Source organism: Occultella kanbiaonis, assembly GCF_009708215.1.
In the GTDB taxonomy this organism is placed as follows: Bacteria; Actinomycetota; Actinomycetes; order Actinomycetales; family Beutenbergiaceae; genus Occultella; species Occultella kanbiaonis.
Genome location: NZ_CP046175.1, coordinates 4849338 through 4868482 on the forward strand (window position 1 = coordinate 4849338; position 19145 = coordinate 4868482).

Sequence of the window (19145 nt, forward strand, 5' to 3'; positions counted from 1 at the left end):
GTGCTGATCCACACCGAGGCGATGCGGGAGATCCCGGCATGGGCTGTGCTTCAACGCCGCCTGTTCGACACAATCGAGACGGCCTGGCGCCAGTTCGCCGAGCGCTACACCGAGCCGGATGGTCGTCTGCGTTACAGCGGCGGCTTCGAGGATCGCGACGGCGTCGACGACCTCTACGAGCCGTTCTTCAACTGGCCCGCCTTCTACCTGCTCGGCGGCAGCGACGAGGTGCTAGCCGCAGCCAAGCACCACTGGTCGGGTGTGACGGCGCAGCTCACCGAGGCCGGCATGCTGACCGACCAGTACGAGAACGGCTACGACTGGTTCCACCAGGGTGAGTCGCTCGTCTTCTTCTACGGGCTCTGTGCCGCGGACCCTTCGGACCCTGAGTTCGCCCGCAGAGCGGCACGGTTCGCCGACCTCTACACCGATCCGACGCGGGGCAACTACGACGCCGAGCGCAACATCATCCGGGCGCCGCACAACGGCGCTCGCGGTGCCCTCGAGGGCCTCAACCCGACCTGGCAGTCGTACGGTGCCGAACTCGTGTGGATGGAGCCCTACGGCCTGCCGCTTCACGGACTGCCCGGCATTCGCAGTTGGGACGATCTCCGTTCGCCTGCGAACGCCGAAGCGATGGGCCTCGCCCTGCAGCATCGCGCCCAGGGAGACACCGCGGTGAATCTTGCGGCGACCTCCTTGGTCGCCAACAGGTGGCTTTACGACGGCGACCCGAGCGCGTCGTCATGGATCTCTCGCTATGTCGAGGGCTGGCACGAGCGGGCCAGGCTCAACGGCGGGCTCATCCCCGACAACGTGGCACCCGACGGCGTCGTGGGAGGCCTTCATGACGGTCGCTGGTACGGCGGCCACTACGGCTGGACGTGGCCGCACGGGTTGCACTCGGTGGCATCGGGCACTCTGATCGCCGGACTCAATGCCTCGCTGGTCAGCGGCGACAGCAGTTTCCTCGACGTGACCCGCACCGTGTTGGACACCGTTCTCGAGCACGCGATCACGGCGCCGCCCGCCGAGGCGAATTTCAGCCTCAGCCAGTTCTGGCGCGCCCGCTACGGCCCTGGTGCCAACGAGCCCGCGCTGCTGGTCCCGCACCGACACGGAACGGACGGCTGGTTCGACTTCGGGCCGATGCAGTTGGAGTTCCCGCTATGGCTGTGGTGGTGGACCCGTGAGGAGCAGGACCGTACCCGGCTACAGCGTGTGCTCGACGGCATGCCCGAGGCGGCCTGGGACGTCCAACCGTTCCGGGACAAGATGGAGTCCGGCCACGATGCGCCCTGGCTCGCATACCTCGACGGCGAGGATCCCGACTACCCGGCCCGCGCCCTCTCGATGGCGCTGGGTCAGGTGGCTCGCCGCGTGGCGGTGATGGAGGCCGAGCACCCGGACCCGGCAACCGTTCACCTGCACTACTGGCAGCGCGTGAACCCGGTCGTCACCGAGGTCCTGTCGCAGCTGATCACCGGTACGCCGCAGACGCTCTACAACGGTGGTCTCCCGTTTTCCGCTCTGATCTACGAGGACCTCGACCGCGGCCGCGCGGGCCTGCCGCAGGATGTCGCCGCACTGGTCACCAGCCTCGCCCAGGACCGCATCGAGGTCGAGCTCGTCAACCTCTCAGCGACCCGGACGAGGCGGTTGCTGATCCGTGCCAGCCGGTTCGGTGAACACCGGCTGCAGCAGGTGGAGAGCCACGGCGAGGACGGCGGCGACTACCCCGGTCCGTCGACTGCTGAGACCTCTCGACCGGGAGTGCCCGTCTCGTCGAGCGCAGAGGTCGACGGCGCCGTGAAGGTGACGCTCCTGCCGTCGCACCGCACCCGCCTCACCCTCGCGACCACACGCAGCACGCAACGACCGCACCACCGCGCGGCAGGCGCACATGCCTCCACCGCCACACGATCCGAACAGGGGAATCGATGACCGACACCGCCACCCAGCTGACACGACCGCAGATAGCGCTGCCGGTGCGCGGCGAACCGTACGAGCGGGTCTCCGCGGACGTGCGCGACTCACTTTCGCAGGTCTCCACCGCCACCGCGTGCGCGAAACTGCACTCGATAGGCATCCGCCAATCCTTCATCTCAGGGCCGCGCCCACTGAGTCCTGGGCAGCGCATGGTGGGTTCGGCGATCACCCTGCAGTTCATGCCACAGCGGGAGGACCTGGGATCGTCGGCCGGGCAGGAGTACGCCGAGCGACACACGGCGCTGTGGAAGGTGCTGGAGGAAGTACAACCGGGAGACGTCCTGGTGGTGCAGGCCTATGGCAGCACTCACTCGGGATGCATGGGTGACATCCTGACGAGCTACCTGAAGAGTCAGGGGGGTGTCGGTCTCGTGGTCGACGGGTGCATCCGTGACTCGGGACGCATCCGTGAGCTCGACCTGCCGGTGTGGAGCACCGGGACCACGCCGCACTACGCCTCGCAGTCCGACCTGTTCCCGTGGGCCTACGACGTGCCGGTCGCGGTCGGAGGTGCACTGTGCCTTCCCGGCGACCTCGTCATCGCCGACGACGACGGAGCTGTGATCGTCCCGCAAGCCGCCGCCATGGAGGTCGCCACTGCGGCCCACGACCACGAGGAGTGGGAGGTGTTCAGCCGGGAGCGACTCGCAGAGGGGGCCAGGCTGAGCGACTACTACCCGCTCACGCAGGACAGCCGCGAGGAGTACGAGGCATGGCGTTCCGTCCAGTCCTGAGACCGATGAGCGACCCCGAGTCCGAGGCGTTCTGCGGGCTCGGGTGCGCCCCGATCGGCAACCTCTACACCGAGGTCGCCGAGGCCGACGCGCAGGCTACGGTCACCGCGGCACTCGAGGCAGGCATCCGCTTCTTCGATACGGCCCCGCACTACGGTGCCGGCCTCAGCGAGCAACGGCTCGGGCGAGCGCTCGAGGGCTTCCCTCGCGATGGGATTGTCATCGCCACGAAAGTGGGACGTGCCGTGGTGGACGACGGCGGCCGGATCGTCGAGTCCGGCCGGGTGGGTTCTGACACGATCTTCGACGGCAGTCGCGATGGTGTGCTGCGAAGCCTTGAGGGAAGCCTGACCCGACTTCGGACCGACCGCGTCGACCTGCTCTATCTGCACGACCCACCCGACGTCGATGAGGCGTTGCGGTCCACCATCCCGGCGCTGCACGCGCTGAAGGCCCAGGGCATTGTGCGCGCCATCGGGGTCGGCATGGTGTGGACGGAGCCATTGACGCGATTCGTGCGGGAGGCGCCGATCGACGTCGTGATGGAAGCGGGCAGGCTCACGTTGCTTGACCGGCGCGCAGACGAGACGCTGCTGCCCGCGGCGCGCGTGGCGGGCGTCGGAGTCGTCGCCGCCGGAGTACTGAACTCCGGTGTGCTTGCCGATCCCGACGGCAGCCCGTACTTCGACTATTTCCCGGCATCCGGCGAGATCGTTGCCCGGGCCAAGGCGATGCAGGAGCTCTGCGCCCAGTACGGGATCGAGCTCCGCCATGCTGCCGCCCGGTACCCGCTGCAGCACGAGGGCATCGAGGCAGTCGTCGTGGGAGCCCGAACAGCCGCTGAGGTGAATGACTGGGTGCTGGGCCTGGAGGCGCCGATCCCCGATGAGTTGTGGCACCTGCTGGAGGCGGCGGCGTGAGGTTCGTCGACGCCCATCTTCACCTGTGGGATATCGGCCAGGTCTCGCTGTCCTGGTTCCGCGAGGGACAGGGCCTGCCCGGTCGGGCCGTCGTCGACGACCTGCTCGCCGAGATCGACAGTGACCCGGCAGACCGGCCCGAGCGCGCCGTCGTCGTCCAGGCCGCCGACACTCCCGAGGAGATGAGATGGCTGCTCGAAACAGCGGAGCGCGATCCGCTGGTGGCCGCTGTCGTGGCGCAGTACGAGCCGCGCCCCGACCGGTGGGCCGGCACCGCACAGGCAGTGCTCGACCACCCGGCGCTCGCGGGCATCAGGCTCGCGGTGCCTGGTCGCGCCGCCGATCTCAGTGACGTCCCGGGGGTGCACGACCTTGCGGCCGGCCTGGCCTCTGCGGGTCACGTGCTCGAGATGCTGATCCGCACGGAGCAGCTCCCCGCGGTCGCCGCGCTGGCCTCCGAGCACCCCGACCTCGCGATCGTCGTGTGTCACCTCGGCCTCGGCAGTGCCGAGTCCGATGACATCTGGCGTCAGGGGCTCCGCGCCGTCGCCTCCCACGAGCGCGTGGCCGCCAAGGTCTCGGGTCTGCACCGGCCCGGCGCGGACCACGGGAGGGTTCGGAGGATCGTGCGGGATGCCGTCGAGATACTCGGTATCGAGCGCCTGATGTTCGGTAGCGACTGGCCCATCTCGACCCGCACCTGCGACTACCGGGAGACGCTCGCACGTACGCGGGATGCGCTGCCGGAACTCACGGCGCAGCAGGCGGACTCGTTCTGGCGGGGCCTGGCGACGAGGCTCTATCTCGCCTGAGAGTCCTCGTCCGGCTCAAGGAGCGTGCCGGCGGCGTGCCGGGCGAACAGGTCGGCCGCGGCTGCCTCGTCGTCGCCCTGCAGCACCTGCAGCAGGCTCCAGTGCCAGTCCGCGACCTCGTGCCAATCACCCGGGAACTCGGGGTCGCCGAGCGCATGCGTGGCCCGCAGGCTGGGCTCGATTATGTCCCACATGCGGGGAAGATACGGGTTCCCGCTCGCCTCGATCACCGTGCGGTGGAACGCGAAGTCGAGCTCCCGGAACCTGCTGAGGTTGCGCTCGGTAGCGGCCGCGTGCATCTGCTCGATCGCGGAGTCGAGCCGACTGCGCATCTCCTTGCTGAGGTTGCCGCACACCAACCGGCCGGCGAGGGATTCCAGCGCGGTCCGTGCGACCTTCGCCTGGTGCACCTCGTCCTCGGTGTACTCGGCCACGAAGTTGCCGCGATTGCGCTCGTGCGTCACGAGACCCTCGTGAGCAAGCCGCTTCAGCGCGTCTCGGACCGGTGCCTGGCTGACCTTCCACTCGCGTGCGAGCTGTGACTCGACCAACTGCTGCCCGGGGACGAGCGTGGAGTCCTTGATCCTGTCCTTGATCAGGTCGTAGATCTGATCAGAGAGCAGCCCCCGTGCGAGTCCCGTCGTCGTCTCCGTCATCTCGTCAGTCTACGGCTATCGCTAATCGCTAATGGGTGCTCCGGGCCGCGTGGCCACCAACCCGGAGCACCCATTCGGTGGCGATTCAGCCGCAGCTCACCGCCTCGTAGTTCACGGTGTCGCGCTGGTAGTGACCGTGGTCCTCGTGCCACGAGTAGCCCGCGACGCTCGCGCCATCGGGATCGATCGACGCGCCACCCGTGACGAACCCGTGGTAGACCGCAGCGCCCGGCTGCACCGCCGTGAACTTCATGTCACCGAACGGTGTGGTCAGTCGGATGTCGGCAGGCAGGTCCGTCAGATTGACGGCGTGCACCGCAACCACGGCCTGGTCGCCCCAGCACTGCGAGCGGACGCTGATCCGCAGGTCGACATCGGTCTCGTGCTCGGGCGGCTCGGGACCGACGTCCTCGACCGGCGTGAGCGTCAGCGCGTTGACCTCGGCGTAGTGGTAGACGTTGAGGTATCCGACGTCGGCGATCGCGGCACCGGTCCCGGTGTCGAGACCGCTCCAGACGGTCACGCCGTCGACACGGAGCACGACCTCCATGCCCTCGTCCGTGGCCATGGTGCCGAACTCGATGACGTGGTCGCTCTCGGGGCTGATCGCGGTGTTCGGCACTACGTCGAGCATGCTCTGACCGGGTCGCCAACTCTGGATCTCGATGACGTCCTCCTTGATCACCACGAGGTAGCCCTTGTTACTGCCCACCCAGCTCGGCGTGCCCGCGCGGTCGGACCGGACCGCAAAGCCGTACCACCCGCCGTCGAACGCCCCGAACGCGGCGTTGAAACGAAGCAGGCCGTCGGCGTAGGTAGCGCCCTCGTAGCCGATCACGCCTTCGCTCGTCACGCGCAACGTGCCGCTCTCGAAGTCGGCGATGTCGTCGCCGACCCACCCGTCGACGTCCGAGAGCTCATCGGTCAGGTCCGTGATCACGTACTGGCCCTCGATCACCTCGACGGTGACACTCGCGCTGATCGCGGGATCCTCGGCCACCGTGACGGTCACCGTGGTGGCCCCGGGCGCGACCGCGCGGAGGCGCCCGAGCGCATCGACCGTGGCGATCTCCGGATCGGCCGACTCCCACGTAAGCGAGGCGCTGGCATCGCTCGGGGTGAGGGTGGCGGTCAGCTGACGGCTACCGCCCGCAGCGAGGACGATGTCGGTCTCGGCGATGGTGATCGACTCCGGTGCCGTGCGCACCAGCGAGAACGCGACGTCGTCGACGTCGAGGTGGCTGAAGCCCGAAACGTAGAACCCGACCCGACCCGAGGCGCCGGGGTTCGGGTTCGGTCCCGAGACCACGGCAGTGCCGTCGACAGAGACCGTCACACCGGTGGCGGCCGCCGTCAGAGCGACCTCGTAGTTGGTGCTCGGGTCGAGAGCCTGTTCAGGAGCCAGTACGCCCTCCTCCAGCACGGCCCAGTCGGAGTCGTAGATCCTCCACCGCGGACCGGTCTCGGCGTGCCGATACTCGATGAAGCCGCCGGGGTCGGTTCCGGCGCGGTCGTAGATCACGAGTACCCCACCCTCGGGCATGATCTCCGGTGTGCGGAGCTGGAACCGAAGCGTGTACTCGCTGAACGGCCGCGGATGCTGGGTGTTCGCCCCGTTGACGATCCGGTACGCGTGGTTCCCGGCGCCATCGGCCACGATGCTGCGGTTCGGATCGACAGGCCAGTCGTTGCCACCGGATTCGAAGTCCGTGAAGTGAAGGATGCCGTCACCCTCCACCACCACGACCCGGGCCACGGCGACGACCGCAGCGTTGGCTACGGAGGTGGCAGTCAGGTTTGCCTCACCCGGGGCGAGTGCCGTCACCGTGCCGGTCGCATCGACCTCGACGGTCGCCGGGTCGCTGCTCGTGTAGGTCACGCCGGTGTCGGAGGAGTTCCACGGCACTACCTGCGCGGCGAACGACTGCGACGAACCCAGCGGGAGGGTCAGCTGCTCCGCAGGAAGGTAGACACCGGAGACGTCGATCTGCGTGGGCGAGGAGGGATGACCCACCGTGCCCTGCGTCCCGATCTCGCCGAAAGCGGTCGGCTCGAACCCGGGGATCTGCTCGAACGCCTGCGCATCCTCTGCAAACGTGAAGTCGCCGGCCTGCCAGTCGATGAAACCCGGATCGGTCTCGGTGACCCAGTTGTTCGCGTAGTTCATCAGAGCGTGGACATCGCGGGCGCCTTCGGCGTTCACGTCCCCGGAACGCGTCAGGCCCGGGTTCCATACCACGTTGTTCTCGAAGACGTTCGTGTCCGGGTAGTAGTGGTTCTCGTCAAAGAATGTCAGCAGTTCCGGGTAGCGCTCTGCGTAAGCGGTGCCGACGAAGTCGTTGTTCTCCTCGAACAGTTCGATCCACTTGGGCATGTAGTCGGTGTCGACCTTGTTGCCTTCGCCGTCACCCATCCACATCTCATAGTTGTTGAAGGGGATGAAGGTGTCGATGAAGACATTGTTGCGGGCGGTGATATATGAGCCGGAGCCGCTCTTGATGGCGTCGTTGCCCATCCGGTAGAAGTAGTTCCCCTCGATGGTCAGATCCATCGTGAGGTTGTCCGGATAGATGCCCTCCACACCGAGCCGGCCGATTCCGGTGTCGTGGAAGTAGTTGCCGCGGATCACGGTGCCACGCTGCTGTGGCGTCTCGCCTGCGTTCATGTAGATCGCACCGAGATCCTGGAACCTCTTGCAGATGTCGTAGATCTCGTTGCGCTCGATCAGGTGGTCGTTGCCGTGCACGATGATGCCTGGGTGAGGCGCGTCGTGGATCTCGCTGCCCAGCACGGCGTTACCCACGCCGTCGAGCATCACACCGGGGTTGTACGCCTGGTGGTAGTACGCGAAGTCGTGGATGTGGGTGTTCACCACCCGGTTGTTGCCGGGTGTCAGCAGCGTCTTGTCCCCACCTTGAAGGACGACGGCGACCCCGCCGATGTGCTCCAAGTGCGAGTCCACGACCGTGTGGTCGATGCCTCCGCGGTTCACGGGGATACCGTCGTAGGTATAGCGGCCCGGAGAATTGATGTACACGCCGCCATCAGTGAAGTTGCGGATGTCGCTGCTCGAGATCGTGACGGATTCGCCTCCGAGGATCACCGCTGCGAGCGCCCGCCCGTACTCGAGCACGAGCTCGTCGAACACGATGTGCGATGCGCCGTCGGTGCGAAGCATCGGCTCCGAGAGCATCGAGACGGTGACCGCTCCGGTGCCGTGCTGGAAGCCCGCGTTGGGCTGGAAGTAGAGGATGCCGGCATCGCGGTCCACGTAGTACTCACCTGGGGAGTCCAGTTCTTCGAGGAGGTTCTCGAAGTGATGGAAGTCCTCGAACCAGGTCTTCATCAGCCCGGACATCTCGCCGTAGCGCATCGTCAGTTGCTGAGCCTCGAGGTCGATCGAGGCGACCCTGTTGTACGACCACTCCCACGAGTAGCCGAAGATGCCGTCCATCCAGATGTCCTCGGCCTGGGTCCAGTACTGAGGCCGGTCGTAGGTGAAGCTGAACGTTCCGCCACGGTCGTGCAGGTCGTCGTCTTCGCGGGTCGGGCCGACGTCGATGATCTCGCCCATCTGAACGGTGTCGCCGTTGTTCGGCCAACGAGCGAGCGTCATGCCCTCCCCCTCGACGAACAGTTCCATCGGTGGAGTCTCGCTGAGGTCGTTCGCCTGCCAGTACCCGTGCCGGCTGAGGTTGCCATAGTCAGTGATCCCGGCGTCGTCGAGATCGAGCTGGAGCACGGTGTCGTGCGCATCGACATCGACAATCCGGTCCAGCACCGCAGTATCTGTCACCGGTGTGAAGTCCCCGCGGTCGAGTTCGAGTCCGCCGGTCAGGCGTGCCGTCTCACCAGGGTAGGAGGCGTAGGTGATCGGCGCCTCCGCGGTCCCGGAGTCCTCCGGGCCGAGCTCGAAACTCTGGGTGCGCTGGTAGGAGCCCTCACGCAAGTAGACCGTGACCGGGCCGTCGGGGAGGGTACCTTCGGAGCGTTGCACACGAATGGCGTCGCGTGCACCCTCGAGCGTGGCAAAGGGCTCCTCGAGAGTTCCGGGGGCTGCATCGTCACCACCCGGCGCGATGTACAGCGTGAGAGGCGTGGCGTCGGCCTGTGCGGGCACACAGAGTCCGCCCAGCCCGAGGGCGATCGTGGTGAGCAGCGTGAATAGCCGCCTGAGTATGGCTGACATACCGACCCTTCCGGCCACCCGGTTGGTGGCGATCGTCGTTGACCCGGCCCGAGTGGGCCGCGATGGCGACGCTATCACTAATCGATAATCGAGGGTAGATTGGCTGCGATCGTCATGCGGCGACCACCCTTGGCCCAGCAGCACGGTTCCCACCTCGTATCCTCCGGAGGCCGGCTGAGCCGGGCGGAGCACATGGCGGGTCATATTCGCTTGTGCCCCAGCGAGCACTCACTAGCGTGAGCAGAAAGTTGAACAACGTAGGGAGTGGGTCCACGTGCCCTTCGCAAGCCTCGATGTCCCGGACGGGCTGACCACGGACGAGTTCGTCCTCCGGCCGATCCTCGCCGCCGACGCCGAGCTGGACTACGCGGCCGTGATGGAGAGCCGGGACTACCTGCGCGCCTGGGAGCAGTCGACGTGGCCGGCGGACGACTTCACCGTCGAGGCGAACCGGGAGGACCTGGTCGGGCTGGAGGAGCGGCACGCCGACGGCAGGGCCTTCACCTACACGGTGATGAACCCGGCCGGCACGGAGTGCCTCGGCTGCGTCTATCTGATGGCGACGAATGGGCGCTCGTTCGACAACGCGCGCATCACCGCGGTGGGCGACCAGCGCTGGGACGAGTACGAGGCAGCCGTGTACTTCTGGGTGCGCCGGTCCCGACTGGCGACGGAGACGGACCGGGCGCTGCTCGAGGCACTTCGGACCTGGCTCGCGCAGGACTGGAGCATGCGCGGGCACCTCTTCGTCACCAACGAACAGTTCACCCAGCAGGTCGGCCTGATCGGTCAGACCGACCTGCAGCTGCGGTTCACGGTCGAGAATCCGGGCAAGCCGGGCCGCTACCTGGCCTACTCCTAGGCGTCCACACCCTGTCGAGCGTCGCCGGCAAGCACCACGTGCCGCGGCTCGCCGGTGGCAGCGAGACGTCGGTGCGCGTCGGCGACGCGGGGGTCGGCGAGGCCGATCGCCCCGATCCGGGCCGCGGCGATCGCGTGGTCTCCCGCGTGGTTGTCCTCGGCCTGGTCCACCCGGGCGTAGGGCCACTCGGCGCCGCCCAGGTAGGGCAGGAGGAACTCGTAGGCGAGGCGCAGGCTGCGCCCGTCGCTCGTGGTGTACGCCCACTGGTCCACCCCGAGCCCGGCGAGGACCTGGGCCTCGGTGGCGAGCGCGCGCAACCCGTAGGTCGCGTACTGCCACGCGTCGAGTCGGGCCATCTCCTCCGGCAACGAGCCGTCCGGGCCGAGCTGGTGATCGAGGTGCGTGCGACCGAGCTCGGCCAGGTCGGCGACCACCTCGGGCGTCGCGGTGCCGGCGTAGCCGGCGGCCGCGGCCACCTGCGCGAGCCAGAACGAGCCGTGGTTGTTGACCATCCGGCCCTCCGCCGTCCCGAACTCGCTGGTGCGCAGCCAGTGGGCGTAGTCCGCCATCCAGGCCCGCAGGCCGTCGCGGTCCGCGCCGCGCCAGTGGCCGTCCGCCTCGAGGAGGTGCACGTGGTCGAGCACCTCGACGAGCACCGCACCCTCGATGATGCCGATCCCCGCGCCGTCGTTGACGCCCGGCAGCACGGCCGCGTGACGCAGGTGCGGCGTCATCGACGTGCCAGGGTCCACGAACCAGGTCCGCAGCACCGCGGCGGCGGCCTCGCCCAGCTCGGCGTCGTCACCGATGAACGCGCCGAGCGCGAGCACCCGGACCCGCTCGACCATCTCGTCGTAGCGGGCCTTGTCATACCGGCCCGAGTTCGACTCGGGGTTGATCAGGCAGTCGCGGCGCAGGTACGGCAGCCCGTCCGCACGCTCCGGGTCGGGCCAGGCGTACTTGCCGATCGCGTAGAAGTCGCGGACCTCTCCCGACGGGCCCGGGTGCGGCTTGTCGGTCACGGTCACCGGAGCGAGCCCCGCGAGCGCCTGCCCCCGAGCGAGGAGCGCGTCCCGCGCGCTCCTCAGCGGTTCTCCCGCAGAACCGTCCCGCAGGGCCTCACGGGCACCGCTGAGGACGGTCCACGACATCGTGGTCAGGCTGGGCGGCGGTACGTTGGTGGGCATGCAAATGGATGCTACGCCCATAACATGGATCCGTTGACCTCCCGCGTGTGCCGGTAGGGCGCAGGCCGTCACCTCATTTAGGATCGCCTGGTGATCTTCAAGGCCGTCGGCGATGCGCGCCCGTACCCGGACCACGGGCTGAGTACGCCCAAGGACTGGGCGCAGATCCCGCCCCGGCAGGTGCACCTCGACGAACTGGTCACCACCAAGGCCACCCTCGACCTGCACAGCCTGCTGTCCGAGGACTCCACGTTCTACGGCGACCTGTTCGCCCACGTGGTGTCCTGGCGCGGCGTGCTCTACCTCGAGGACGGACTGCATCGCGCCCTACGGACCGCGCTGCAGCAGCGCAACGTGCTCCACGCCCGGGTCCTGGAGATCTGAGCCATGGACAGTTCCGTGGTCCGCAGCCACGTATCCGCTAGGTTCCTTCCGTGAGCACCAATGGCGTGCGCGACGCCGCCGAGGCCAGGGCAGCCCGGCGTCGGCACCTGCAGCAGCGACAGACCATCATCTTCGGCGGCCTGATCGCGGTGATGCTGGTGATCGCGTTGACCGCCGGCGCCATGTGGGTGGGGATCCTGCCGACGCCGGTGAACATCCCGATCAACTCCCCCGAGCCCACCGAGGCCACGGCCGCCCCCGGCCCGTGCCCGCCGGAGGGCCAGACGTACATCAACTTCGCCGAGATCACGGCGACCGTCCTGAACGGGACCACCACCAGCGGCCTCGCCGGCACGACCGGCGCCGAGCTCCAGGCCCGCGGCATCATCATCGCCGCCCAGGCCAACGCCGAGTCCAGCTACGCCGGGGTCGCCCGGATCGTCGCCGGTCCCACCGGGCTCGGTCAGGCCTACAGCGTGGCGCTGCTGTTCCCCGAATCGACCATCGTGCTCGACGAGCGTGCGGACGCCACCATCGACGTGATCCTCGGCGCTCGGTTCGAGATGCTGCTGCCCGCCGAAGAGGTACTCCTCGACCCGGCCGTCGTGATCCCTGCTCCGCAGGGCTGCGAACCACTCCCGACGGCGACCGGCTGAGTCGTGTCCGACGGCGGCGGTTTCACGGCCCTCGCGCCGGTGCGCGCACCCGCACCCGAGGTGCGTGAGCCCGTGCGTGCCGACGCGTCGCTGCGCCCGTGGCAGGCAACCGCGCAGTACGGCGTCTCCCCGTTCGTGAACGGCTACACCCGCCCGCTGCCCTCGTACGCCGAGACGTTCTCCGGCCCCGGCTACTACACGCCGCCCCCGAAGTCCTCGGTGTGGGCCACGCTCGCCCTGGTGTTCGCCCTGCTCGGCGTGGTGCTGTCGGTGCCGGCGCTGCTCGCGATCGTCTTCGGGCACATCGGCGTGGTGCAGACCAGGAACAACCTGATGCGGGGTCGCGGCCTCGCCATGGCCGCACTCGTGCTCGGGTACGTGGTGGTCGGATTCTGGGCGCTGCTGCTGACCGCGTTCTGGCTGTCCGGCTGACAGACGGCGGGGCCTCGCACGACTGAGCGGCGGCGCCCTTGGGTCGTGGCCGTCACCGCGGCCACCGTCCTGGCCTGGACCGGGTTCTTCGTCCACAACGTGGCCGACCTACCCGGCCAGACGATCCTCAGCCCCGAGTCGCTCGCGCCGACGCTCATCTGGCTCGCGGCCCTGGCCCTGTGGCTGCTGCCGCGGACCCGGGCGGTCGGAGCCTGAGCTCATCGCCACGACCGTGGCCTGGCTGAGGAGGGTCCGTGGGCCCAGGGCGTCGCACCGCCCGGGCTGAGGCCGGCTCCGACCTCAGCCATTCATCCCCAGCCCCGCCCGGAGCCGGCCGAGCAGGAGGTCGGCGGCGGGGGTCCGCAGGGTCGGATGACTGATCAGGCCGACCGATACGCCCAGCTCGGCACCGTCGGCACCAACGAGCACCGACCCGGGTCGAGGGGCCAGGCTGGCCGGGATGACGAGGGCGCCCATGCCGCGGGCGAACAGGTCCGTGGCGAGGGTGGGCGTGGAGACCTCGACCGTGATGTCGAGCCGTGCGCCGACGCTGCGAGCCGCCGCCTCAAGGACTCCGCGCGCTCCCGCGGCCGCGTCGAGCAGGATCAGCGGCACCCCCTCCAGCTCGGTGACCGGCGCCGGTCCGACGGCACGATCCAGGCCGACCACGGTCAGTGGGTCGCGCAGAAGCTCCGCCCAGGCCGGCCCGCCCAACTCGGCGGCACCGGCTCGCACCACGAGGGCCAGATCCAGGGCGGACTCGGACACCGCGCGATGCAGGTCCTGTGCCGACGCGGAGGAGACGACGAGTTCGATGCCCGGGAACTCCGTCGCGAAGTCCGCGAGGAGCTGCGCGAGATCGGGGAGGTCGGCGCCGGTCAACAGGCCCAGCCGCACCCGGCCTCGGCGCACGCCCGCGACGTCGTCGACCACCTGACGCAGCGCCGAGAGGGCCGCCAGGGCGGTCCGGGCAGCGGGGAGAGCCACCGTTCCGGCCGGCGCCAACCGGACCCGGCGGCTGGTCCGGATGAACATGGGCTGTCCGAGCTCCGCCTCGAGCTCCTTGATCCGTGCACTGATCGTCGACTGCGCGACGCGGATCCGGTCGGCCGCCGCGCTGAAGGACTCCTCCTCCGCGACGGCGACGAACGCCTCGAGCTTGGCCTCGTCCATCATCAAAGCCGATCTTAGCCATCACATCTATCGGTTTGCTTGATTCGTAGGTCGCGTCACAGACTGGTTCGCACCAACAGCGGCACTCACCGCACGGCACGAACAGTGGAGGAAGACGTGACGAACGTCCGACCGATGCCCACCGGGCCCATCGCCGCAGAGGACCGCGCCGACCCGTTCACGATGACGCTGTTCCACTCGGCCCTGCGCCGAGACCTGACTCGAGCCCGGTTGCTGCTGGGCGATCCGGGCCTGTCCGTGCGGCGGCGCCGGCGCCTCGGGCGGCACCTGCAGTGGACGATGGCCCAGCTCCGGTGGCATCACGAGGGCGAGGACCACAGCCTGTGGCCGGTGCTGCTGGAGCGTGACCCGGCGAGTCGCGTGGTCCTTGACGCCATGGAGGCCGAGCACGAGTTGCTCGACGGGCCGCTCCTCGCGCTCGAGGCGGCCGCCCGCGGCCTGGTCGCGGACCGCGCGACTCCGGCGGACGCCCTCGCCGCCCTCGACGAGTTGGAGGGGCCCTTGCTCGCGCACCTGTCGCACGAGGAGAGTGCCGGACTGGTGATCGTGCGCCGGGTGCTCAGCCACCGCGAGTGGCGGGAGTTCGAAAAGCGCGCCTGGATCGACGGGTACACCGTGGCCGACACGCTTCGGTTCCTCCGGTGGATCGCCGACGGCGTCCGGTGGCGCCCGGATCTCGTCCGCCGATTCGGGTTACCCACCGCCCTGTACTGGCCGGTGCTGAAGCCGCTGGCCCGCAGCGCCCGCTGCCCCGGGCTGACGGTCTGGTCCGGCACTCCGGCGGCCCGCATTCCTAGTGCCGCCGGGTCGCCGTCGACGTCGACGTCGACGTCGACGTCGTGACCTTCGCTCACGGGGGCGAGTTGGCACGACGAGGCGTGGATCCGGGTTGTCCCGGGCGGCATCACGCGGCACCGTCAGGGTCAGAGCGGCTCGATCCGCAGGTTCGCGTACTCGGCGATCATCGGGGCCATCTGACGGAACCCGATCCGGCCCGGCCCCAGGGGCGGGCCTCCCACCGACCCGTCGTCGACCCACCGGAACGACTCGACGTCGTCGATCGAGAACGTCACCGCGCCGGCGGCGAGGGTGAGCCGGATCCGGTAGGGCCCGCGGGCGTCGGCCACGTCCGGCAGCGGGTCGGCGCCGGTGGCCACCAGGTGGAACCCGTGGGACTTGCGCAGGTTGCACGTGTGCAGGGCGCGTTCGTCCTCCCACCGGCGCCGAAAGTAGGACACGTGGTAGGCGTCCAGGCCGCCGTGGTGGTACTGCTCGTACTCGCCGGTCCGGGCCGGCAGCTCGGAGTCGAACAGGTCGCGCCCGTCGTGCCCCGTGGCGGCGAAGAACAGGATGCACAGCCCCGGCTCGTGGACCGGCCAGAAGTCCCAGCTGATCGCGACGCCGTCGGGCGCCTCGACCGGGCACCAGAACACGAGGTTCGCGGCCTGCCCCTGCGCCGGGTCCCGGGTGGATTCCAGGCGCATCCGGCCCTGGCCGAACGTCACGGCACCGTCGCCCTCGAGGACCCAGCCGGCCACGTCCTCCGGCCCGGCGAGCGGGTTGCGGTAACCGCTCACGCCCGGTCCGCCGCGACCCCGTGCACGCGTTCCTCGGCGGCCGCCCAGGCCGCCCACTCGGTGCCGTCGGGTTCGTAGCGGGTCAGTGTCAGCCCGCGGGCAGCCACGGCGCGCAGGGCGGCGAGGTCACCGGTCAGGGCGCCGACGGCGCGGGCCTGGACGAGCACGTTGCCGATCGCCGTGCTCTCGTCCGGTCCGGCGATCACGGGCAGCCCGGTGGCGTCCGCGGCGGCCTGGCACAGCAGCACGTTCCGGGACCCGCCGCCGACGATGTGCAGCACCCGCACCGGGTGCCCGGACAGCTCGGTGGCCTCCCGGACGGCCCGCCGGTAGGCGACGGTGAGGGAGTCCAGGATGCACCGGGTCACCTCGGCCGGGGTGGCCGGCACCGGCTGACCGCTTGCGCGGGCGTGCGCGGCGATCCGCGCGGGCATGTCCCCCGGCGCCAGGAAGTCGGGGTGATCGACGTCCACGAGCGTGCGCCGCGCCGGGATCCTCGCGGCGGCGTCGAGCAGCGCGGTGATGTCCGTTCCGGTGTCCCCGGCCTCACGCCAGGTGCGCTGCGATTCCTGGAGCAGCCACAGCCCCATCACGTTGCGCAGGTACCGCACGGTGCCGTCGACGCCGAGCTCGTTCGTGAAGTTCGCGGCGCGGGAGGCCTCGGTGAGCACCGGTTCGGTGAGTTCGACCCCCACCAGCGACCAGGTTCCGCAGGAGATGTAGGCGAAGTCGGCGCCGGTGGCGGGGATGCCCGCGACCGCCGACGCGGTGTCGTGGGACCCGACGGCGATCACGGGCACCTCACCGAGCCCGGTCGCCTCGCGCACGGACTCGCTCAGGGTGCCGATCACCTGCCCCGGCTCGACGACGTCGGGCAGCAGGCCCGCACGCACCCCGATCCGCCCGAGCAGGTCGGTGGACCAGGTCCGGGTCCGTTGGTCGAGCAGCGCCGTGGTGGAGGCGTTCGTGAGCTCGCTGACGGCCACCCCGGTGAGCAGGTACGCGAGCAGGTCCGGAATCAGCAGAACCCGCTCGACGCCGTCGAGACCGCCGGCGGCCCGTTCGGCCGCGAGCTGGTAGATGGTGTTGAACGGCAGGTGCTGCATTCCCGCGATCCGGTACAGCTCCTCCGGGTCGACGGCGGAGTGAACGCCGGCGATGACCGGCGCCGTCCGCTCGTCGCGGTAGGCGACGGGCTCGGCGACCAGTGCGCCGTCGGCGCCGATCAGGCCGTAGTCCACGGCCCAGCTGTCGATACCGATCCCAGCCAGCGGTCCGCGCCGCCCCGCGGCGCGCAGCCCCTGCACGACCTCACCGAAGAGCCCGGTGAGGTCCCAGCGCAGGGTTCCTGCGCCGTCGGGCACTGCTCCGTTCGCGAACCGGGCCACCTCCTCGAGGACGAGGCGCGGCTCGCCACCGACCCGGGCCACCTCGGCGCGGATCACCCGCCCCGAGGAGGCGCCCAGGTCGACGGCGGCGAACGCGGTCATCAGCGCAGGAACGCGGCCGCGACCCCGGAGTCGACCGGGATGTGCAGACCTGTGGTCTGGCTCAGGTCACCGCCGGCGAGCGCGAACACCGCGGCGGCCACGTGCTCGGGCAGGACCTCGCGCTTGAGCAGGGTGCGCTGGGCGTAGTAGGCGCCGAGCTCGGACTCCTCCACGCCGTACACGGCGGCCCGCTTGGCCCCCCACCCGCCGGCGAAGATGCCGCTGCCGCGCACCACGCCGTCGGGGTTGATGCCGTTGACCCGCACGCCGTGCTCACCGAGCTCGGCGGCGAGCAGCCGCACCTGGTGGGCCTGGTCCGCCTTGGTGGCGGAGTAGGCGATGTTGTTCGGCCCGGCGAACAGGGAGTTCTTGCTCGCGATGTAGACGATGTCACCGCCGAGCTTCTGGGCGATCAGCGCGCGGGCGGCCTCGCGGGCCACCAGGAACGAGCCGCGGGCCATCACGTCGTGCTGCAGGTCCCAGTCCTTGACCGTGGTCTCCAGCAGCGGCTTGGAGATGGACAGGCCGGCGTTGTTGACCACCAGGTCCACGCCGCCGAACGCGAGCGCGGCGGCATCGATGAGGGCGGCGACCTGCTCCTCGCTGGTGACGTCGCACTGCACGGCCACGGCCACGTCCGGCCCGCCGAGCTCGGCGGCGACGGCCTGCGCGCCCTCCAGGTTGAGGTCGGCGATGACGACGCACGCGCCCTCGGCGGCGAGCCGCTCGGCGATGGCCCGGCCGATGCCGGAGCCGGCGCCGGTGACCAGGGCCACCCGGGTGGCGAGCGCCTTCGGCTTGGGGAGCCGGGCGAGCTTGGCCTCCTCGAGGGCCCAGTACTCGATCCGGAACTTCTCGGACTCCTCGATCGGGGCGTAGCTGGACAGCGCCTCGGCGCCGCGCATCACGTTGATCGCGTTGACGTAGAACTCGCCGGCCACGCGCGCGGTCTGCTTGTTCTTGCCGAAGGAGAACATGCCCACACCCGGCACGAGCACGATCGCCGGGTCCGCGCCACGCATGGCGGGGCTGTCGGGCGTGGCGTGCCGGTCGTAGTACGCGGCGTAGTCGGCGCGGTAGGCCTCGTGCAGCTCGGCGAGGCGGGCGAGCACGTCCTGCACCGGGGCGGCGGCGGGCAGGTCCACCACGAGCGGCTTGACCTTGGTGCGCAGGAAGTGGTCCGGGCAGGAGGTGCCAAGCGCCGCGAGCGGGCCGAGCCTCTCGCTGGCCAGGAAGTCCAGGACCTCTGGGGAGTCGGTGAAGTGACCGACCTGCGGGGCGTCCGCGGAGGCGATGCCACGGATCGCGGGGGCGAGCGCGGCGGCCTTCGCGCGGCGCTCCGCCTCGGGCAGCGCCTCATAACCGGGCACCACGGCGCCGAACGGGTCCGCCTTGCCGTGTTCGGCGATGTAGGCCTCGGCGGTGGCGATGATCTCCAGGGAGTTCGCCTCGGCCTGCTCGGAGGTGTCCCCCCAGGCGGTGATGCCGTGGCCGCCGAGAATGCAGCCGATCGCCTGCGGGTTGGCCTCCTTGATGGCGGCGATGTCCAGGCCGAGCTGGAAGCCGGGGCGGCGCCACGGGACCCAGACCACCCGGTCCGAGAAGATCTCGGCGGTGAGCTGCTCGCCGTCGGCGGCGGTGGCGATCGCGATGCCGGAGTCGGGGTGCAGGTGGTCCACGTGCGCGGAGTCGACGAGCCCGTGCATCGCGGTGTCGATGCTCGGGGCGGCCCCGCCCTTGCCGTGCAGGCAGTAGTCGAACGCGGCGACCATCTCGTCCTCGCGGTCCACGCCGGGGTACACGCCGGTGAGGGCACGGAGCCGGTCCAGGCGCAGCACGGCCAGGCCGGCCTCCTTGAGGGTGCCGAGGTCCCCGCCGGAGCCCTTCACCCAGCACAGCTCGACGGACTCCCCGGTGACCGGGTCGATCTCGGTGCCCTTGGCGGAGGTGTTCCCGCCGGCGTAGTTGGTGTTGCGCGGGTCGGCGCCGAGGCGGTTGGACCGGGCGATGAGGTCGGCGACAGCCGGGTTCGTCATGGAAGAGCCTTCACTCTCGAGGGTGGT

At 69.7% G+C, this 19145-nt stretch carries 17 protein-coding genes; 10 read left to right on the plus strand and 7 right to left on the minus strand.

Annotated elements, in window-relative coordinates; translation table 11 throughout:
- Genes GKS42_RS22270 through GKS42_RS22285 form a run of 4 tightly spaced genes read left to right on the plus strand, consistent with a single transcriptional unit; the run spans window position 1 to window position 4455 of the window.
- Window positions 1–1944, plus strand: coding sequence for a DUF8034 domain-containing protein (locus GKS42_RS22270; protein ID WP_154795812.1), 1944 nt, complete (start codon window positions 1–3; stop codon window positions 1942–1944).
- Window positions 1941–2723: an RraA family protein gene (locus GKS42_RS22275; protein WP_154795813.1), complete on the plus strand. Its 783-nt coding sequence runs from the start codon at window positions 1941–1943 to the stop codon at window positions 2721–2723. The genes GKS42_RS22270 and GKS42_RS22275 overlap by 4 nt, the downstream gene beginning before the upstream one ends.
- Window positions 2702–3643, plus strand: a complete 942-nt coding sequence (locus GKS42_RS22280) for an aldo/keto reductase (protein WP_154795814.1) — start codon at window positions 2702–2704, stop codon at window positions 3641–3643. The genes GKS42_RS22275 and GKS42_RS22280 overlap by 22 nt, the downstream gene beginning before the upstream one ends.
- Complete coding sequence (locus tag GKS42_RS22285; RefSeq protein ID WP_168217954.1) at window positions 3640–4455, plus strand: amidohydrolase family protein; 816 nt, start codon at window positions 3640–3642, stop codon at window positions 4453–4455. The genes GKS42_RS22280 and GKS42_RS22285 overlap by 4 nt, the downstream gene beginning before the upstream one ends.
- On the opposite strand, the gene GKS42_RS22290 is transcribed toward GKS42_RS22285, so the two are convergent.
- Both GKS42_RS22290 and GKS42_RS22295 read right to left on the minus strand, forming a co-directional pair.
- Window positions 4443–5111 carry a GntR family transcriptional regulator gene (locus tag GKS42_RS22290; protein WP_154795816.1) on the minus strand — a complete coding sequence of 223 codons (669 nt, stop codon included), beginning with the start codon at window positions 5109–5111 and terminating at the stop codon, window positions 4443–4445. The genes GKS42_RS22285 and GKS42_RS22290 overlap by 13 nt on opposite strands.
- Before the next feature lie 85 nt (window positions 5112–5196).
- Entirely contained in the window at window positions 5197–9453 is a 4257-nt protein-coding gene (locus GKS42_RS22295) for an Ig-like domain-containing protein (protein WP_168217955.1), read from the minus strand.
- A gap of 121 nt (window positions 9454–9574) precedes the next feature.
- On the opposite strand from GKS42_RS22295, the gene GKS42_RS22300 reads away from it, so the two are divergent.
- The gene (locus tag GKS42_RS22300; RefSeq protein ID WP_154795818.1) at window positions 9575–10162 is read left to right on the plus strand and encodes a GNAT family N-acetyltransferase; all 588 of its coding nucleotides are present in this window, start codon (window positions 9575–9577) and stop codon (window positions 10160–10162) included.
- On the opposite strand, the gene GKS42_RS22305 is transcribed toward GKS42_RS22300, so the two are convergent.
- Complete coding sequence (locus GKS42_RS22305) at window positions 10159–11349, minus strand: alginate lyase family protein (RefSeq protein WP_168217956.1); 1191 nt, start codon at window positions 11347–11349, stop codon at window positions 10159–10161. The two genes, GKS42_RS22300 and GKS42_RS22305, sit on opposite strands and share 4 nt — an antisense overlap.
- 90 nt (window positions 11350–11439) lie before the next feature.
- Here GKS42_RS22305 and GKS42_RS22310 point away from each other — a divergent pair, with 90 nt between their 5' ends.
- From GKS42_RS22310 to GKS42_RS22325, 4 genes are read left to right on the plus strand one after another with little or no spacing between them, the layout of a single operon-like run.
- Window positions 11440–11733, plus strand: coding sequence for a type II toxin-antitoxin system VapB family antitoxin (locus GKS42_RS22310; RefSeq protein ID WP_154795820.1), 294 nt, complete (start codon window positions 11440–11442; stop codon window positions 11731–11733).
- A 50-nt stretch (window positions 11734–11783) separates the two neighbouring features.
- Complete coding sequence (locus tag GKS42_RS22315; protein WP_154795821.1) at window positions 11784–12389, plus strand: LytR C-terminal domain-containing protein; 606 nt, start codon at window positions 11784–11786, stop codon at window positions 12387–12389.
- Window positions 12390–12392: 3 nt separating this feature from the next.
- Window positions 12393–12821, plus strand: a complete 429-nt coding sequence (locus GKS42_RS22320) for a DUF4190 domain-containing protein (protein WP_154795822.1) — start codon at window positions 12393–12395, stop codon at window positions 12819–12821.
- A gap of 45 nt (window positions 12822–12866) precedes the next feature.
- Window positions 12867–13037, plus strand: coding sequence for a hypothetical protein (locus GKS42_RS22325; RefSeq protein WP_154795823.1), 171 nt, complete (start codon window positions 12867–12869; stop codon window positions 13035–13037).
- 84 nt (window positions 13038–13121) lie between these two features.
- Here the strand turns inward: GKS42_RS22325 and GKS42_RS22330 are convergent, their stop codons facing one another.
- A complete protein-coding gene (locus GKS42_RS22330) occupies window positions 13122–13997 on the minus strand; it encodes a LysR family transcriptional regulator (RefSeq protein ID WP_154795824.1) in 876 nt (291 codons plus the stop codon).
- Between the two features lie 114 nt (window positions 13998–14111).
- Here GKS42_RS22330 and GKS42_RS22335 point away from each other — a divergent pair, with 114 nt between their 5' ends.
- Window positions 14112–14858 carry a hemerythrin domain-containing protein gene (locus tag GKS42_RS22335; RefSeq protein ID WP_154795825.1) on the plus strand — a complete coding sequence of 249 codons (747 nt, stop codon included), beginning with the start codon at window positions 14112–14114 and terminating at the stop codon, window positions 14856–14858.
- Between the two features lie 80 nt (window positions 14859–14938).
- Here GKS42_RS22335 and GKS42_RS22340 read toward each other — a convergent pair whose 3' ends face one another.
- The 3 genes from GKS42_RS22340 to GKS42_RS22350 are packed head-to-tail and all read right to left on the minus strand — an operon-like array spanning window position 14939 to window position 19118.
- Window positions 14939–15592, minus strand: a complete 654-nt coding sequence (locus tag GKS42_RS22340) for a DUF1961 family protein (protein ID WP_154795826.1) — start codon at window positions 15590–15592, stop codon at window positions 14939–14941.
- Window positions 15589–17082, minus strand: a complete 1494-nt coding sequence (locus tag GKS42_RS22345; RefSeq protein WP_154795827.1) for a rhamnulokinase — start codon at window positions 17080–17082, stop codon at window positions 15589–15591. The genes GKS42_RS22340 and GKS42_RS22345 overlap by 4 nt, the downstream gene beginning before the upstream one ends.
- Window positions 17082–19118, minus strand: coding sequence for a bifunctional aldolase/short-chain dehydrogenase (locus GKS42_RS22350; RefSeq protein ID WP_154795828.1), 2037 nt, complete (start codon window positions 19116–19118; stop codon window positions 17082–17084). The genes GKS42_RS22345 and GKS42_RS22350 overlap by 1 nt, the downstream gene beginning before the upstream one ends.
- Window positions 19119–19145: the final 27 nt, after the last annotated feature.